At 36.5% G+C, this 14,910-nt stretch carries 30 protein-coding genes; all 30 read right to left on the reverse strand.

What is annotated here, in order from left to right; translation table 11 throughout:
* Nucleotides 1-151: 151 nt before the first annotated feature.
* The gene (locus JCM14822_RS02865) at nt 152-679 is read right to left on the reverse strand and encodes a bL17 family ribosomal protein (protein ID WP_054739470.1); all 528 of its coding nucleotides are present in this window, start codon (nt 677-679) and stop codon (nt 152-154) included.
* Nucleotides 680-704: 25 nt separating this feature from the next.
* On the reverse strand, nt 705-1,664 hold the full coding sequence (locus JCM14822_RS02870) for a DNA-directed RNA polymerase subunit alpha (RefSeq protein WP_054739472.1): 960 nt from the start codon (nt 1,662-1,664) through the stop codon (nt 705-707).
* 51 nt (nt 1,665-1,715) lie between these two features.
* Complete coding sequence (rpsD, locus tag JCM14822_RS02875) at nt 1,716-2,342, reverse strand: 30S ribosomal protein S4 (RefSeq protein ID WP_054739475.1); 627 nt, start codon at nt 2,340-2,342, stop codon at nt 1,716-1,718.
* 13 nt (nt 2,343-2,355) lie between these two features.
* Entirely contained in the window at nt 2,356-2,763 is a 408-nt protein-coding gene (rpsK, locus tag JCM14822_RS02880) for a 30S ribosomal protein S11 (RefSeq protein WP_054739476.1), read from the reverse strand.
* 23 nt (nt 2,764-2,786) lie between these two features.
* The gene (gene rpsM / locus JCM14822_RS02885; RefSeq protein ID WP_054739479.1) at nt 2,787-3,155 is read right to left on the reverse strand and encodes a 30S ribosomal protein S13; all 369 of its coding nucleotides are present in this window, start codon (nt 3,153-3,155) and stop codon (nt 2,787-2,789) included.
* Between the two features lie 158 nt (nt 3,156-3,313).
* Nucleotides 3,314-3,427: a 50S ribosomal protein L36 gene (rpmJ, locus tag JCM14822_RS02890; protein ID WP_010167328.1), complete on the reverse strand. Its 114-nt coding sequence runs from the start codon at nt 3,425-3,427 to the stop codon at nt 3,314-3,316.
* Between the two features lie 27 nt (nt 3,428-3,454).
* Nucleotides 3,455-3,673 carry a translation initiation factor IF-1 gene (infA, locus tag JCM14822_RS02895; RefSeq protein ID WP_054739480.1) on the reverse strand — a complete coding sequence of 73 codons (219 nt, stop codon included), beginning with the start codon at nt 3,671-3,673 and terminating at the stop codon, nt 3,455-3,457.
* Between the two features lie 15 nt (nt 3,674-3,688).
* The gene (locus tag JCM14822_RS02900; protein ID WP_054739482.1) at nt 3,689-3,967 is read right to left on the reverse strand and encodes a KOW domain-containing RNA-binding protein; all 279 of its coding nucleotides are present in this window, start codon (nt 3,965-3,967) and stop codon (nt 3,689-3,691) included.
* An 11-nt stretch (nt 3,968-3,978) separates the two neighbouring features.
* The gene (map, locus tag JCM14822_RS02905; protein WP_054739483.1) at nt 3,979-4,731 is read right to left on the reverse strand and encodes a type I methionyl aminopeptidase; all 753 of its coding nucleotides are present in this window, start codon (nt 4,729-4,731) and stop codon (nt 3,979-3,981) included.
* Between the two features lie 2 nt (nt 4,732-4,733).
* A complete protein-coding gene (locus JCM14822_RS02910) occupies nt 4,734-5,381 on the reverse strand; it encodes an adenylate kinase (RefSeq protein WP_054739486.1) in 648 nt (215 codons plus the stop codon).
* A gap of 21 nt (nt 5,382-5,402) precedes the next feature.
* The gene (gene secY / locus JCM14822_RS02915; RefSeq protein ID WP_054739488.1) at nt 5,403-6,653 is read right to left on the reverse strand and encodes a preprotein translocase subunit SecY; all 1,251 of its coding nucleotides are present in this window, start codon (nt 6,651-6,653) and stop codon (nt 5,403-5,405) included.
* The gene (gene rplO / locus JCM14822_RS02920; protein WP_054739490.1) at nt 6,654-7,097 is read right to left on the reverse strand and encodes a 50S ribosomal protein L15; all 444 of its coding nucleotides are present in this window, start codon (nt 7,095-7,097) and stop codon (nt 6,654-6,656) included.
* 35 nt (nt 7,098-7,132) lie between these two features.
* Complete coding sequence (gene rpmD / locus JCM14822_RS02925) at nt 7,133-7,318, reverse strand: 50S ribosomal protein L30 (RefSeq protein WP_054739492.1); 186 nt, start codon at nt 7,316-7,318, stop codon at nt 7,133-7,135.
* A gap of 15 nt (nt 7,319-7,333) precedes the next feature.
* Nucleotides 7,334-7,846: a 30S ribosomal protein S5 gene (gene rpsE / locus JCM14822_RS02930; RefSeq protein ID WP_054739494.1), complete on the reverse strand. Its 513-nt coding sequence runs from the start codon at nt 7,844-7,846 to the stop codon at nt 7,334-7,336.
* 20 nt (nt 7,847-7,866) lie between these two features.
* Nucleotides 7,867-8,235: a 50S ribosomal protein L18 gene (rplR, locus tag JCM14822_RS02935; protein ID WP_054739496.1), complete on the reverse strand. Its 369-nt coding sequence runs from the start codon at nt 8,233-8,235 to the stop codon at nt 7,867-7,869.
* 22 nt (nt 8,236-8,257) lie between these two features.
* Complete coding sequence (rplF, locus tag JCM14822_RS02940) at nt 8,258-8,797, reverse strand: 50S ribosomal protein L6 (protein ID WP_054739498.1); 540 nt, start codon at nt 8,795-8,797, stop codon at nt 8,258-8,260.
* 30 nt (nt 8,798-8,827) lie between these two features.
* Complete coding sequence (gene rpsH / locus JCM14822_RS02945; RefSeq protein WP_054739500.1) at nt 8,828-9,229, reverse strand: 30S ribosomal protein S8; 402 nt, start codon at nt 9,227-9,229, stop codon at nt 8,828-8,830.
* A gap of 23 nt (nt 9,230-9,252) precedes the next feature.
* On the reverse strand, nt 9,253-9,438 hold the full coding sequence (locus JCM14822_RS02950; protein WP_054739502.1) for a type Z 30S ribosomal protein S14: 186 nt from the start codon (nt 9,436-9,438) through the stop codon (nt 9,253-9,255).
* 14 nt (nt 9,439-9,452) lie between these two features.
* Nucleotides 9,453-9,992: a 50S ribosomal protein L5 gene (rplE, locus tag JCM14822_RS02955; protein WP_054739503.1), complete on the reverse strand. Its 540-nt coding sequence runs from the start codon at nt 9,990-9,992 to the stop codon at nt 9,453-9,455.
* A gap of 23 nt (nt 9,993-10,015) precedes the next feature.
* Complete coding sequence (rplX, locus tag JCM14822_RS02960) at nt 10,016-10,327, reverse strand: 50S ribosomal protein L24 (protein ID WP_054739505.1); 312 nt, start codon at nt 10,325-10,327, stop codon at nt 10,016-10,018.
* A gap of 13 nt (nt 10,328-10,340) precedes the next feature.
* Nucleotides 10,341-10,709, reverse strand: coding sequence for a 50S ribosomal protein L14 (gene rplN / locus JCM14822_RS02965; RefSeq protein WP_054739507.1), 369 nt, complete (start codon nt 10,707-10,709; stop codon nt 10,341-10,343).
* Nucleotides 10,710-10,740: 31 nt separating this feature from the next.
* Nucleotides 10,741-10,998 (reverse strand): 30S ribosomal protein S17, encoded by a 258-nt coding sequence (gene rpsQ / locus JCM14822_RS02970; protein ID WP_054739508.1) that lies wholly within the window; start codon nt 10,996-10,998, stop codon nt 10,741-10,743.
* A gap of 18 nt (nt 10,999-11,016) precedes the next feature.
* Nucleotides 11,017-11,220, reverse strand: a complete 204-nt coding sequence (gene rpmC, locus JCM14822_RS02975; protein ID WP_054739511.1) for a 50S ribosomal protein L29 — start codon at nt 11,218-11,220, stop codon at nt 11,017-11,019.
* On the reverse strand, nt 11,210-11,650 hold the full coding sequence (gene rplP, locus JCM14822_RS02980; protein ID WP_054739513.1) for a 50S ribosomal protein L16: 441 nt from the start codon (nt 11,648-11,650) through the stop codon (nt 11,210-11,212). Before rplP ends, rpmC begins: the two co-directional genes overlap by 11 nt.
* Complete coding sequence (gene rpsC, locus JCM14822_RS02985; RefSeq protein ID WP_054739515.1) at nt 11,650-12,309, reverse strand: 30S ribosomal protein S3; 660 nt, start codon at nt 12,307-12,309, stop codon at nt 11,650-11,652. The genes rplP and rpsC overlap by 1 nt, the downstream gene beginning before the upstream one ends.
* Nucleotides 12,310-12,320: 11 nt before the next feature.
* Nucleotides 12,321-12,707, reverse strand: coding sequence for a 50S ribosomal protein L22 (rplV, locus tag JCM14822_RS02990; protein WP_054739517.1), 387 nt, complete (start codon nt 12,705-12,707; stop codon nt 12,321-12,323).
* A gap of 30 nt (nt 12,708-12,737) precedes the next feature.
* A complete protein-coding gene (gene rpsS / locus JCM14822_RS02995) occupies nt 12,738-13,022 on the reverse strand; it encodes a 30S ribosomal protein S19 (RefSeq protein WP_054739519.1) in 285 nt (94 codons plus the stop codon).
* Nucleotides 13,023-13,052: 30 nt separating this feature from the next.
* Complete coding sequence (gene rplB, locus JCM14822_RS03000; RefSeq protein WP_054739521.1) at nt 13,053-13,883, reverse strand: 50S ribosomal protein L2; 831 nt, start codon at nt 13,881-13,883, stop codon at nt 13,053-13,055.
* Nucleotides 13,884-13,964: 81 nt separating this feature from the next.
* Nucleotides 13,965-14,264, reverse strand: coding sequence for a 50S ribosomal protein L23 (gene rplW / locus JCM14822_RS03005; protein ID WP_054739522.1), 300 nt, complete (start codon nt 14,262-14,264; stop codon nt 13,965-13,967).
* Nucleotides 14,264-14,884: a 50S ribosomal protein L4 gene (gene rplD, locus JCM14822_RS03010; protein ID WP_054739524.1), complete on the reverse strand. Its 621-nt coding sequence runs from the start codon at nt 14,882-14,884 to the stop codon at nt 14,264-14,266. Before rplD ends, rplW begins: the two co-directional genes overlap by 1 nt.
* Nucleotides 14,885-14,910 lie beyond the last annotated feature (26 nt).

A 14,910-nucleotide genomic window follows, 5' to 3' on the forward strand; every position in this document is an offset into this window, starting at 1 on the left:
TTATATATATATCTAAACATTTTATAGATTTATCCTAACTCTAAACTAGAGTTTATATTACTTTATATAATTATAAAATACTTAAATTTATACATAAATTAATTTATATATTAAGAAAAGGGATTAAGAACAAATCCTTAATCCCTAGATATTATACTAATTCGATAATAACTTCTTCTGCACCGTCACCTTTACGTGGTCCGATTTTGATGATTCTTGTGTAACCACCATTACGGTCTGTGTATTTTGGTGCGATTTCGCTAAATAATTTGTCACACATGTCAACTTTTTTAGCTTGTCTTCTTTTGCCTGCTTGAACTTCTGTTACAGGATATAATACCTTTAACATTTGTCTTCTTGCATGTAAACGAGTAGCACTATCTTTTTTGATAGTTTTTTCTACTTCATCATATACAGTTACTTTTTTACCATCTACAACTTCTTTAATGCGTTTACCGTTAGCGTCTACTTTAGGTTGTCTAGTTTTAATTGTAACTTCTTCAAAATTGTTTTGTTCGCGAACTGCCATAGCAATTAAGCCTTCTGCGATTTTACGAATCTCTTTAGCTTTAGGTGTAGTTGTTTTAATCTTACCGTGGTATAAGAGATTTGTAACTTGGTTACGAAGTAACGCTTTACGACCTGCAGCGTCACGTCCGAGCTTTCTTTGTCCAGCCATGCCCTAACCTCCTTAGTTGTTGTTCTTAATCTTCACTTGGTTTAAGTGCAAAACCAAGCTCTTCGAGTTTTTGGAATACCTCTTCTAATGATTTACGTCCAAGGTTACGAACTTTCATCATTTCCTCTTCAGTTTTATTAGTTAAGTCTTCAACTGTATTAATTCCCGCACGTTTTAAGCAGTTGAATGATCTAACAGAGAGGTCTAACTCTTCTATTGTCATTTCTAAAGTTTTTTCTTTAGAATCATCTTCTTTTGTTACCATGATTTCTGTAGTACGTGCATTTTCAGATAAATCAATGAATAAGTTTAAATGTTCACTTAAAACTTTTGCAGCTAAAGATACAGCTTCATCTGGTTTAAGTGTTCCATTTGTCCAAACCTCTAATGTAAGTTTATCATAATCTGTTTGTTGACCAACACGTGTATCTTCAACGATGAAGTTAACACGTTCTACTGGTGTATAGTTAGCATCAACAGGGATAACTCCAATTGGAAGGTCTGTTTTCTTAAGTTTGTCAACACCTTCATATCCACGACCAGTTGTTACTGTCATTTCAATGCAAAGGCTTGAATTAGCTCCACCGCTTAATGTAGCAATATGATGTTCTGGATTAAGGATTTCAATTTCTGGACCACATTTAATGTCAGCTCCAGTAACTGCACCTTCACCAGTTTTTTCGATATAGATTACTTTTTTCTCCATATTTTGGCTTGAATCTTTGATTGCAAGGCCTTTTAAATTAAGCATAATTTCAATAACGTCTTCTTTAACGCCTGGAATTGAGCTAAACTCATGAAGAACTCCATCAATTTTGATGCTACTGATAGCAGAACCAGGAAGAGAAGATGAAAGGATACGACGTAAGCTATTGCCAAGTGTAATCCCATATCCTCTTTCTAAAGGTTCAACTACAAAGCACCCATATTTACCATCGGCAGATAATTCTTTAATCTCAATTTGTGGTTTTTCAAATTCCAACACCGGATAAACCCTCCTTTGGTTTTAAAATAAAATATTGAGGGTGACGAACTATTACTTAGAGTAAAGCTCAACGATAAGTGTTTCTTCTACATCTGTATCGATTTGTTCTCTAGTTGGAAGAGCTTTAACTGTACCTCTAAGGTTTTCGATATCCCCTTCTAACCATTCTGGAACAATACGAGATCCTGTTACTTCTGCAGTAAGTTTGAAGCGGTTGAATGATTTAGCATCTTCTTTAACTTCAATTACATCGCCAACTTTAACTTGATAAGATGGGATGTTAACTCTTTTACCGTTTACTGTAATAAGATTGTGTCTTACAACTTGTCTTGCCTCTGTTCTTGAACGACCAAGACCAAGACGGAATACTACGTTATCTAAACGAAGTTCAAGGAGACGAAGTAAGTTTTCACCTGTGATTCCTTGTTTACGATCTGCTTCCTCGAAGTATGTTCTGAATTTACCTTCAAGAACACCATAGATTCTTTTTGCTTTTTGTTTTTCTCTTAATTGTGTGCCGTAGCCAGAAAGTTTTGTTTTGTTTTGACCGTGTTGCCCTGGAGCATATGGTCTTTTTTCTACTGAACATGCAGCAGAATAGCATCTTTCACCTTTAAGGAATAATTTTTTTCCTTCACGACGACATTGTTTACATTTAGAACCAATATATCTAGCCATTTTTACCCTCCTATTAGACTCTTCTACGTTTTGGTGGACGGCATCCGTTGTGTGGAACTGGAGTAACGTCTTTAATTAATGTTACTTCAAGTCCAGCTGCTTGAAGCGCACGAATAGCTGCTTCTCTACCAGATCCTGGTCCTTTTACCATAACTTCTACTGCTTTTAAACCGTGTTCCATAGCTGCTTTAGCTGCAGTTTCTGCTGCCATTTGAGCTGCGTATGGTGTAGATTTTCTTGAACCTCTGAATCCAAGTCCACCTGCACTTGCCCATGAAAGAGCATTTCCGTTTGTATCTGTTAATGTTACCATTGTATTATTGAAAGTTGATTGGATGTGAGCAACACCACGTTCAACGTTTTTTCTGTCACGGCGTTTACGTGTAACAACTTTTTTTCCGCCTTTTTTTGCAACTGCCATTGTGTCTTAACCTCCTTTATTTACTATTTTTTCTTGTTAGCTACAGTCTTTTTAGGACCTTTACGTGTACGAGCATTTGTTTTAGTTTTTTGTCCTCTTACTGGAAGACCACGTCTATGACGGATTCCTCTATAACAACCGATTTCCATTAATCTCTTAATGTTTAAAGCGATTTCTCTACGAAGATCACCTTCTACTAAAGTTGTTTTGTCAATAAGTTCACGAATTTTAGCTACTTGTTCTTCAGTTAAGTCCACAACGCGTGTATCGAAATCAATACCAGCTTCTGTTAAAATTTGACGAGAAGTTGGACGGCCAATACCATAGATATAAGTAAGACCGATTTCAACACGTTTATTTCTTGGTAAGTCTACACCTGCAATACGTGCCATACGTGTTTCGCACCTCCTATAGGTTTTAAAATTAAATATATATATAACAGCATAAATGACTCTATGCCGCAGCCGCTTCTAGCTTAAATCACCACACAACATTATATACCATAAACCATCATAAAGCAATGATTGTTTACTGTATATGACTGGGATTATTAGCCTTGTTTTTGTTTGTGTTTTGGATTTTCACAGATAACGCAAACACGACCTTTTCTTTTAATTACTTTACATTTTTCGCAAATCTTTTTTACTGATGGGCGTACTTTCATTTTCTGTTCTCCTTTCTTTTATACCATTTATTTAGAACGCCAGATAATGCGTCCCTTGGTTAAATCATATGGAGAAAGTTCAATTGTTACCTTATCACCCGGTAATACGCGGATGAAGTTCATACGAAGTTTACCTGAGATATGACCAAGAACAATATGTCCACCTTCAATCTCAACTTTAAACATTGCATTTGGTAACTTTTCTATCACTGTTCCCTCTACTTCAATAACATCACTTTTAGCCAAGTTACAAACCTCCTCTTACACAGAAGATTGCCCTAGATACTCTTCAAGAGCTCGCCTAACATCACTGTTTGTAATGCGATTTTCTTCTATGATTTTTTGTTTAATCCATTCAACAGTTGTTAGTGTACGTTGAATATGCTTTTTCTTCTTTAATTTAGGACTATCTACTTTGCGCAGAGCGCCATCAACTAAGTAAACATATTCTTCTTCAATACTTACAATTATGAATGGTCTCCCTTGATCACGCCCGCACTTTGAGAAAACAATCTGCCCTAGTGAATACTCGTTATTCATTTAATCACCTCTTACTTACGTAACGTAAGTATTTCTGGAATATCATCTGTAATAACCACCGTGTTCTCATAGTGAGCCGATGCCATTCCATCTCGTGTTACGAACGTCCAATCATCATCTAGTACTCTTACCTGCCATGTTCCCATGTTAATCATAGGTTCAATTGCTAGCACCATACCTTTTTGGAGTTTGGGTCCTCTTCCAGGTGTTTTGTAGTTTGGAACTTGTGGTTCTTCATGCAATTCTTTTCCTATCCCATGCCCAACAAGGTCTCGTACTACACCATAACCAAAGCTTTCAGCATACTTCTGAATGGCTTCTGATATCTGGCTTAAATGATTCCCAGGTTTGGCATATTTTAAACCTTCGAAGAAAGATTGCTCTGTTACTTCTATAAGTTTTAACTTATCGGCAGATACTTCGCCAACAGGATAGGTCCTTGCAGCATCTGAGTGATATCCCTTATAGTATACCCCAAGGTCAACACTTACTATGTCTCCTTGCTGTAGCTTTCTCTTACCAGGAATCCCATGAACAACTTCATCATTAATCGAGATACAAGCTGATCCTGGATAACCATGATAATTTAAAAAGGAAGGATATGCATTTTTACTTCTAATGAATTTCTCAGCAATCTGATCTAATTCTTTAGTAGTGATGCCCTCTCTTAGATGAGATTCTACTAATTCATGGGCTTCTATTAGAATTTGTGCTGCCTCTCTCATCAAGCTAATTTCATCAGCTGACTTAATATGAATTGGCATTCTTACTTCACTCCTAATGCTTGTTTTACCCTGTCACGTACTTCTTCAACTGCGCCTACACCATCGATGTCAAGTACTTTGCCTTGTTCTTTATAGTAAGCTATTAAAGGTTCTGTTTGATCATGGTAAACATTTAATCTTTTCATAACAGTTTCTGCTTTATCGTCTTCTCTCTGAATTAGGTCTGCCCCACAAAGATCACACTTACCAGCAACTGCTTCTGGTTTATTTATTTTATGGTAAGAAGCGCCGCAACTAGGGCAAACTGTTCTACCAGCCATACGATCAACGATCATTTCGTCTGGTACATCTACATTGACAACATAGTCAATTGGTATATTTAACTCTTTAAGCATTACATCTAATGCCTCAGCTTGAGGAATAGTTCTTGGGAAACCGTCGAAGATCATCCCATTTTTACAATCATCTTGTGTAATTCTACTTTTAACAAGCTCAATAACAAGAGAATCTGGTACCAATTTTCCTTCATCCATGTATGCTTTCGCTTTTTGTCCTAGCTCAGTATTATTAGAGATATGTTCTCTAAAAATATTTCCTGTAGAGATACATGGAATATCATATAGTTTTGTTAGCATTTCTGCTTGTGTACCTTTACCTGCGCCAGGTGCACCTAATAATATTAATCTCATAGCGGCAACCCCCGTTTTATTTTATAAAAATCCTTTATAATGTCTCATTAACATTTGTGACTCTATTTGTTTAAGTGTTTCAAGTACAACACCTACTACGATGAGAAGTGAAGTTCCTGAGAACGCAACTTGAACTCCAAAGACATATTGGAAAAGTAATGGCGCTAATGCTAACACTGCTAAGAAGATAGCTCCTAAAAGTGTAATACGATTCGCTACGTCTGTTAAGTAATCTGAAGTTGGTTTACCTGGTCTAATACCAGGAATAAAGCCACCGCCTTTTTTCATATTTGACGCAATTTCCATAGGATTGAAGGCAATTGTTGAATAGAAGAAGGCAAATGCAAAGATGAGTACAATATAAATTACTGTACCAACTGGTCTAGTCCAGTTGAGCCATAATAATATTTTTGCCCAAATACCTGTCGCTTGAGCTCCAACTAAATTTGTTACAATTTGTGGAAAATTCATAATAGACATTGCAAAGATAATAGGCATTACACCTGCTAAATTTACTTTAATAGGTATATGTTGTGATTGACCACCGTATACCTTACGCCCTGCTGTTCGCTTAGCATATTGTACCGCTACACGTCTCTCACCTTGAGCCATAAATACTGCAAACCCAATTAAAAGTACAAATATTATTAATACAATCGTTGGGATAAGATAACCGTTTGTTTCATACAAGCCTTTTAAATTAGTAGGTAATGAGTAAATAATACTGATAAAGATGTATAATGATATACCATTTCCAACACCTTTAGCTGTAATTTGCTCACCAATCCACATTACAAGCATTGAACCTGCAATGAATGAAAGCATTACAAGTAAAAATGTTGACATTGAATTATTTACTAACACGCCACTTCTAGAAGCCATAAATGTAGTTGCCCAAGATTGAAGTATTGCTAAACCTAATGTTACATATCGTGTATATTGGTTTATTTTCTTTCTACCTTGTTCCCCTTCTTTTGCTAATTCTTCTAGCTTAGTAATTGCAATTTGAAGAAGCTGCATGATAATACTAGCGGTGATATATGGTCCTACTCCTAAAGCAAATATCGCTAATTCTTTATGAGCACCACCTGTGATCATGTTCATAAAATCTGATGCAGTACTGGTGCTCGCTACGATAGCATCACGGTTTACACCAGGAGCTGTTATAGCTACACCAATTCTGATAAAAAGAAACATCCAAAGTGTGAATAAAATTTTCTTACGTAGTTCTGGCACCCTCCAAGCATTCTTAAGAGTTTTGAATAGATCCACCTACATCACCTCTTCTGTTTTTCCACCCACTGCTTCAATTTTTTCTTTCGCACTAGCACTGAAAGCGTTAGCTTGAACTGTTAATTTTTTAGTGATTTCACCTTTACCAAGGATTTTAACACCATCTCTTGGATTTTTGATGATACCAGCTTGAATCATAGATTCAACTGTAACAACAGCACCATCTTCGAAACGGTTTAATAAATCTACGTTGATACCAACGATTTCTACGCTGTTACGGTTTGTAAATCCACGTTTAGGAAGTCTTCTGTATAATGGCATTTGTCCACCTTCGAAACCAGGTCTAACTCCACCACCACTTCTAGCTTTTTGCCCTTTGTGTCCTTTACCAGCTTGTTTACCGTTACCTGAACCATGTCCTCTACCTACACGGAAAGATGATCTTTTTGAACCTTCGTTTGGTCTTAATGTACTTAAGTTCATGTCTTTGGCACCTCCTTCTTTAAATATCTTATCTATTACTCGTTGATTTCTTCAACTTTTACTAAGTGACTAACTTGTTTAACCATTCCACGGATAGCTGCATTATCTTCGTGAATATTTGAGCTGTTTGTTTTTCTTAATCCGAGCGCTTCTACAGTTTTTTTGTGTTTTGGAATCGCCCCGATTGTAGATCTAACTAATGTTACTTTGATCTTAGCCATTGACTCTTCCTCCTATTAACCTAAAAGCTCTTCTACTGATTTTCCACGTAATCTAGCTACTTCTGAAGGTGTTTTTAATCCTGCAAGACCTTCGATTGTAGCATGAACAACGTTTTTCTTGTTGTTTGATCCTAAAGATTTAGTTCTGATGTTACGGATACCTGCAAGTTCAAGTACAGCACGAGCTGGACCACCTGCGATAACTCCAGTACCTTCTTTAGCTGGTTTAAGAAGTACTCTAGCACTTCCGAATTCACCCATCCACTCGTGGTGAATACTATCTACATCGTTTCTTTCAATGAAGATAAGGTTTTTCTTAGCATCGTCGATAGCTTTTTGGATAGCGTTTGGAATTTCCATAGCTTTACCTAAACCTACACCAACATGACCGTTTCCGTCACCAACTACTACTAAAGCAGAGAAACGGAAAGTACGACCACCTTTAACTACTTTTGTTACACGTTTGATTGTAACAACTTTTTCTTGAAGATCCATTGTGCTTGGATCAATGCTTAATCTTTTAGCCATTTTCTTATTTCCCTCCTTTACTAGAATTGTAACCCAGCTTCACGAGCTGCGTCAGCTAATGCTTTTACTCTACCATGATATAAGAAACCACCACGGTCGAATACTACATTTTCAATTCCTTTAGCTGCTGCTTTTTTAGCGATTGCTGTACCAACAGCTTCTGCTGCTGCAACGTTAGATGTTGCTTCTAAAGCAGATGCGATTTCTTTTTCAACTGTTGAAGCTGCAACTAAAGTTGTTCCTGTCATATCATCTATAATTTGAGCATAGATGTGTTTTTCACTTCTGAATACAGCAAGTCTTGGTCTTTGAGCAGTACCTTGAATCTTGTTACGCATTCTGTTGTGTTTTTTAACACGAATCTTGCTACGAGATTGTTTTCTGATCATCCGGATGTCACTCCTTTACTTATTATTTTTTACCTGTTTTACCTTCTTTACGACGGATAACTTCATCAATATATTTAATACCTTTACCTTTGTATGGTTCTGGTCTACGTTTATCTCTAATTTCTGCTGCGAATTGACCTACAGCTGCTTTATCGATACCTGCTACTGTAATTTTGTTTCCATCTACTGCTGTTGAAAGACCTTCTGGATCTTCCATTTCAACTGGGTGAGAGTACCCTAAAGAAAGAACTAATTTTTTACCTTGTTTTTGTGCTCTGTAACCAACACCATTGATTTCTAACACTTTTGTGAAACCATTAGTAACACCTTCGATCATGTTAGCAATAAGTGTTCTTGTTAAACCATGAAGAGATCTATTTCTTTTTAAATCGTTTGGTCTTGTTACCACAACTTGATTTTCTTCTAAAGCAATATTCATTGCTGTATCAAATGTTTGAGTAAGAGTTCCTTTTGGACCTTTTACAACAACTTCATTAGCAGCGCTAATTGTCACTGTAACACCTGCTGGAACCGCGATTGGTTGTTTACCAATACGTGACATAAATGGCACCTCCTTAACTTATTTTGCTTATTACCAGATAAATGCGATTACTTCGCCACCAACACCTAATCTTCTAGCTTCTTTGTCAGTGATTACACCTTTGTTTGTAGAGATAATCGCTGTACCAAGACCACCAAGAACTTTTGGTAAGTTGTCTGTGTCTGCGTATACACGAAGACCTGGTTTAGAAATCTTTTTAATACCTGAAATTACTTTTTCATTTTTGTCTTTACCATATTTTAAAGTCATACGAATAGTAGATTTAACACCATCTTCTTTTACTTCGTATCCTTTGATATAACCCTCATTTACAAGGATTTCAGAAATCGCTTTTTTCATTTTTGAAGCAGGAACCTCAACTACATCATGTTTCGCAATGTTCGCGTTTCTGATTCTTGTTAACATATCTGCAATAGGATCGCTCATTGTCATAATATTTGCCTCCTTTCCTTCTCTTACCAGCTAGCTTTTTTAACGCCAGGGATTTGACCTTTGTATGCTAATTCTCTGAAACAAATACGGCAGATACCGAATTTTCTAATGTATGCATGTGGACGTCCACAGATACGGCATCTTGTATAAGCTTGAGTTGAAAATTTAGCTGGTCTTTGTTGCTTAACTTTCATAGATTTCTTTGCCATTCTATTTACCCTCCTTATTTTTGAAAAGGCATACCGAATTGTGTTAACAGTTCACGAGCTTCTTCATCTGTGTGAGCTGTTGTTACAATAATTACGTCCATACCACGAACTTTATCAATTTTATCATACTCAATTTCTGGGAAAATAAGTTGTTCTTTGATACCTAAAGCGTAGTTACCACGACCATCGAAAGCTGTAGCGCTAACACCACGGAAGTCACGTACACGTGGAAGAGCTAAGTTTACTAAACGATCTAAGAACTCGTACATTTTTTCACCACGAAGTGTTACTTTACATCCGATTGGCATTCCTTCACGAAGTTTGAATGCAGCAACAGAGTTTTTAGCTTTAGTAATAACTGGTTTTTGACCAGAAATCATTTGCATATCGCCAACAGCATTTTCTAATACTTTAGCGTTATCTCTAGCTTCACCAACACCCATGTTGATTACGATTTTTTCAATTTTTGGTACTTGCATTTGGTTTTTGTAACCAAATTTAGTTGTCATAGCACCCATGATTTCATTTTTGTATGTTTCTCTTAATCTACTCATCGTCATTGTCCTCCTTCCGCTAATTATTCAATAACGATACGTTCTTTGTTTACGATAGCAACACGAACTTTTTTACCGTCTTTAATTTCTGCACCTAAACGTGCTGGTTTACCATTGTGCACGTACATTACATTTGACATGTGAATAGGTGCTTCTTTTTCGATTAAACCACCTTGGTTTACAGCGTTAGCTTTTTGATGTTTTGTAATCATGTTACAACCTTCAACAACTACGCGGCCGTTTTTACGATCGATGAAAGTGATGTTACCTTCTTTACCTTTGTCTTTACCAGCGATGATTACTACTCTATCGCCTTTTCTAAGTTTAGTTTTCACTATTCACACCTCCTTATAGTACTTCTGGAGCAAGTGATAAGATTTTTGTATATTTTTTCTCTCTTAACTCTCTTGCTACTGGTCCAAAGATACGTGTACCTCTTGGATTTTTATCTTCTTTAATGATTACTGCTGCATTTTCATCGAATTTGATGTAAGAACCATCTTGACGTCTAACACCTTTTTTAGTACGAACGATAACAGCTTTAACTACGTCACCTTTTTTAACAACGCCGCCTGGTGTTGCGTCTTTAACTGTAGCTACGATAACATCACCAATGTTACCATATCTTCTTGTTGAGCCACCAAGAACACGGATACAAAGAATTTCTTTAGCTCCTGTGTTATCAGCTACTCTTAATCTACTCTCTTGTTGTATCATGAGAAGTGACCTCCTTTCAAGATTTCTATTATTATTTCGCTCTTTCTACTATTTCAACAAGTCTAAAACGTTTTGATTTAGATAAAGGCCTTGTTTCCATAACTTTAACTCTATCACCAATTTGGCACTCATTATTTTCATCATGAGCGTGTAATTTGTAAGTTCTTTTTACGATTTTTCCGTAAAGAGGATGCTTAACATTGTTTACTACCGCTACAGTAATAGTTTTGTCCATTTTATTGCTAACTACATTACCAATTAATGTTTTACGTAAATTTCTTTCTGACACGAGCTTGCCTCCTCTCTATTACACAGTTGCTTTTTGTGTAATAATAGTTTGAATACGTGCGATATTCTTTCTTACTTCTTTGATTCTTGCTGTATTATCTAATTGATTGGTAGCGTTTTGGAATCTTAAGTTAAAAAGTTCTTTTTTCGCATTTACCAATTCAACGTGTAATTCTTCAGCTGATTTAGTTCTTATATCTTCTAAGAATGCTCTACTCTTCACTACCATCACCTGCCATTTCTTGTTCAGCACGAGAAACGATTTTGCATTTCATTGGTAATTTGTGAACTGCAAGTCTTAAAGCTTCTCTAGCTGTTTCTTCTGCTACACCTGCTAACTCAAACATAACTCTGCCTGGTTTAACAACTGCTACCCAATATTCTAATGAACCTTTACCAGAACCCATTCGTGTTTCAGCTGGTTTAGCTGTTACTGGTTTGTCTGGGAAGATTTTGATCCATACTTTACCACCACGTTTAATGTAACGTGTCATAGCAATACGAGCTGCTTCGATTTGTCTTGATGTAATCCAAGCTGGCTCCATTGCAACAATACCGTATTCACCATAAGTGATTTTGTTACCACGGGTAGCTTTACCTGTCATACGCCCACGGAATTGTTTACGACGTTTTACTCTTTTAGGCATTAACATTAGTTATCGCTCCCTTCCTTTTTAGCTTTAGTTGGAAGTACTTCTCCTTTGTAGATCCATACTTTAACACCGATTTTACCGTATGTTGTATCTGCTTCAGCAAATCCATACTCAATATCAGCTCTTAATGTTTGAAGTGGAATGTTACCTTCTGAATAAGATTCAGTACGAGCCATTTCAGCACCGCCTAAACGACCTGAACATGCAACTTTAATACCTTTTCCACCAGCTTTGAAAGATTTACCCATTGCTTGTTTCATAGCACGACGGAAAGAAACACGGTTTTCTAATTGAAGTGCAATGTTTTCTGCTACTAATTGAGCACAAGCTTCTGGTCTTTTAACTTCTACAATGTTGATTGCAACTTTATTAGCTGTTAATTTTTCTACTTCTTTACGAAGTGCATCGATAGATGCTCCACCTTTACCGATTACGATACCTGGTTTAGATGTGTGAACGTGTACTTTAACGCGTTTTGACATTCTTTCGATTTCTACTTTATCGATACCAGCGGCATATAATTTTTTCTTGATGAATTTTCTGATTTTATCATCTTCTACAAGGTTGTTAGCAAAGTCTTTTTTATCAGCATACCATTTAGCATCCCATTCTTTGATAACACCAACTCTTAATCCATGTGGATTTACCTTTTGGCCCATGAGTACCCTCCTTATCTCGCATTTAATACCACTGTAATGTGGCTAGTTTGTTTTTGAATTTGATATGCACGACCTTGAGCACGAGGACGAATTCTCTTCATTGTTGGTCCTTTTGTTGAGAATGCTTCTTCAACATATAATGTTGACACGTCCATACCCATGTTGTGTTCAGCATTTGCGATTGCTGATTTTAATACTTTCTCAATTACACGTGCGCCCCATCTTGGTGTGTATGCTAAAATAGCTAATGCTGTATTAACATCTTTACCTTTGATTTGATCTAACACGATGTTTGCTTTTGTACTTGATAAACGTACGAATGTTACTCTAGCTTTTGGTCTTGAGTCTTTTTGAGCGTTTCTCTCTTTTTTAATCTGACTTCTATGTCCTTTTGCCATGATTAAAGACCTCCTTCCGTTAATTACTTATTAGCGAACTCTTGATTTTTTCTCTGCATCTTTACCATGTCCACGGTATGTTCTTGTTAATGCAAATTCACCTAATTTGTGTCCTACCATATCTTCTGTTACAAATACTGGTACATGTTTTCTACCATCATGTACAGCGATAGTGTGACCTACCATTGAAGGGAAGATTGTTGAACGACGTGACCATGTTTTAATTACTTTCTTTTCATTTGCTGCATTCATAGCATCAACTTTTTTAAGTAAGTGAGCGTCAGCAAATGGTCCTTTTTTGATGGAACGAGCCATTATGATGCCTCCTTTCACGCAACCACGTTACTATTTGTTACGTGGACGTACAATATATTTATTAGAATGTTTATTTTTCTTTCTTGTTTTGTATCCAAGAGCTGGTTTACCCCATGGTGTACATGGATTTGGTCTACCGATTGGTGATCTACCTTCACCACCACCGTGTGGGTGATCGTTAGGGTTCATTACAGAACCACGAACTGTAGGACGGATACCCATGTGACGTTTACGTCCAGCTTTACCAATGTTGATAAGTTCGTGATCAATGTTACCAACTTGACCGATTGTAGCACGGCAGTTGATTGGTAATAATCTCATTTCACCTGATGGCAATTTAACTGTTGCGTATTTGCCTTCTTTAGCCATTAATTGAGCTGACATACCAGCAGAACGAACAAGTTGTCCACCTTTACCAGGTTTCATTTCAATGTTGTGAATTGTAGCACCAACTGGCATATCTTTCATTTCAAGACAGTTACCAACTTTGATTTCTGCTGTTTCTCCACTCATAAGTTTTTCACCAACTTTTAATCCAAGTGGTGCGATGATATAACGTTTTTCACCATCTGCATATGCTAATAAAGCAATGTTAGCTGATCTGTTTGGATCATATTCGATACCTACAACTGTTGCTGGAACACCATCTTTATTACGTTTGAAGTCGATGATTCTGTATTTGATTGTTGCGCCGCCGCCACGGTGACGAACTGTGATTTTCCCTTGATTGTTTCTACCTGAATTTTTCTTTAAAGTTACGATTAAAGATTTCTCAGGAGTTGTTTTTGTGATTTCTTCAAATGTAGAAGAAGTCATATGTCTTCTTGAAGGGGTATATGGTCTATATTTTCTGATACCCATCGTATTCACTCCTTTCAATCGATTAATAACACGATTCTTTTGTTATACACTTAGCCGTGTGTTTCATCTTTTACTATTTAACTACATTCCTTGGAAAAAGTCAATATCTTTGCTTTCTTGGTTAAGTTTAACAATTGCTTTTTTGAAAGCGTTTGTTTTACCAACTGTTCTTCCACGACGTTTTGTTTTTCCATCGTAGTTTACTGTGTTAACTTTTTCTACTTTTGTTCCTTCGAACATTTTTTCTACTGCATCTTTAATTTGAGCTTTAGTAGCAGTTTTAGCAACTAGGAATGTGTATTTTTTTTCTGCCATAGCGTTCATAGATTTCTCTGTAACAACTGGCTTTAAAATGACGTCATAAAATTTTAAATCTGCCATTATGCGTACACCTCCTCGATTTTTGTAAGAGCATCTTTAGTTACTACGAATGTATCGTATTTTAAGATGTCATATACGTTGATGTTGTTTACAGCTGCTGTTTTAACACCTTGGATGTTGTTTGCTGCTAACATAACGTTTTTGCTTGCTTCGCCTTCTGTAACGATTAAAGCTTTGTTTAATTTAAGTGCGTCTAAAACTTTAGCCATTTCTTTAGTTTTAGCAGCTACTTCTAAAGATTCAAGAACGATGAATTTAGATTCGTTAACTCTGCTTGTTAAAACAGATTTAAGAGCGATTCTTCTTTCTTTAACGTTCATTTTGAATGAGTAATTTCTTGGTTTTGGTGCGAATGCAACTCCACCACCTACCCATTGTACTGCACGAATAGAACCTTGTCTTGCTCTACCTGTACCTTTTTGTTTCCATGGTTTTCTACCACCACCACGTACTTCTGCACGTGTTTTAGCACTTTGTGTACCTTGACGTCTATTAGCAAGGTGTGCTACTACTGCTTGGTGTACTAAGTTTTCTTTGATTTCTACAGCAAAGATTGAGTCGTTTAATTCAACTTCTCCAACTTGTGCGCCTGTCATATTTAATACAGCTACTTTTGCCATTCTAATTTCCTCCTTTCCCGGTATCC

This window comes from Cellulosilyticum ruminicola JCM 14822 (assembly GCF_001311925.1).
In the GTDB taxonomy this organism is placed as follows: Bacteria; Bacillota; Clostridia; order Lachnospirales; family Cellulosilyticaceae; genus Cellulosilyticum; species Cellulosilyticum ruminicola.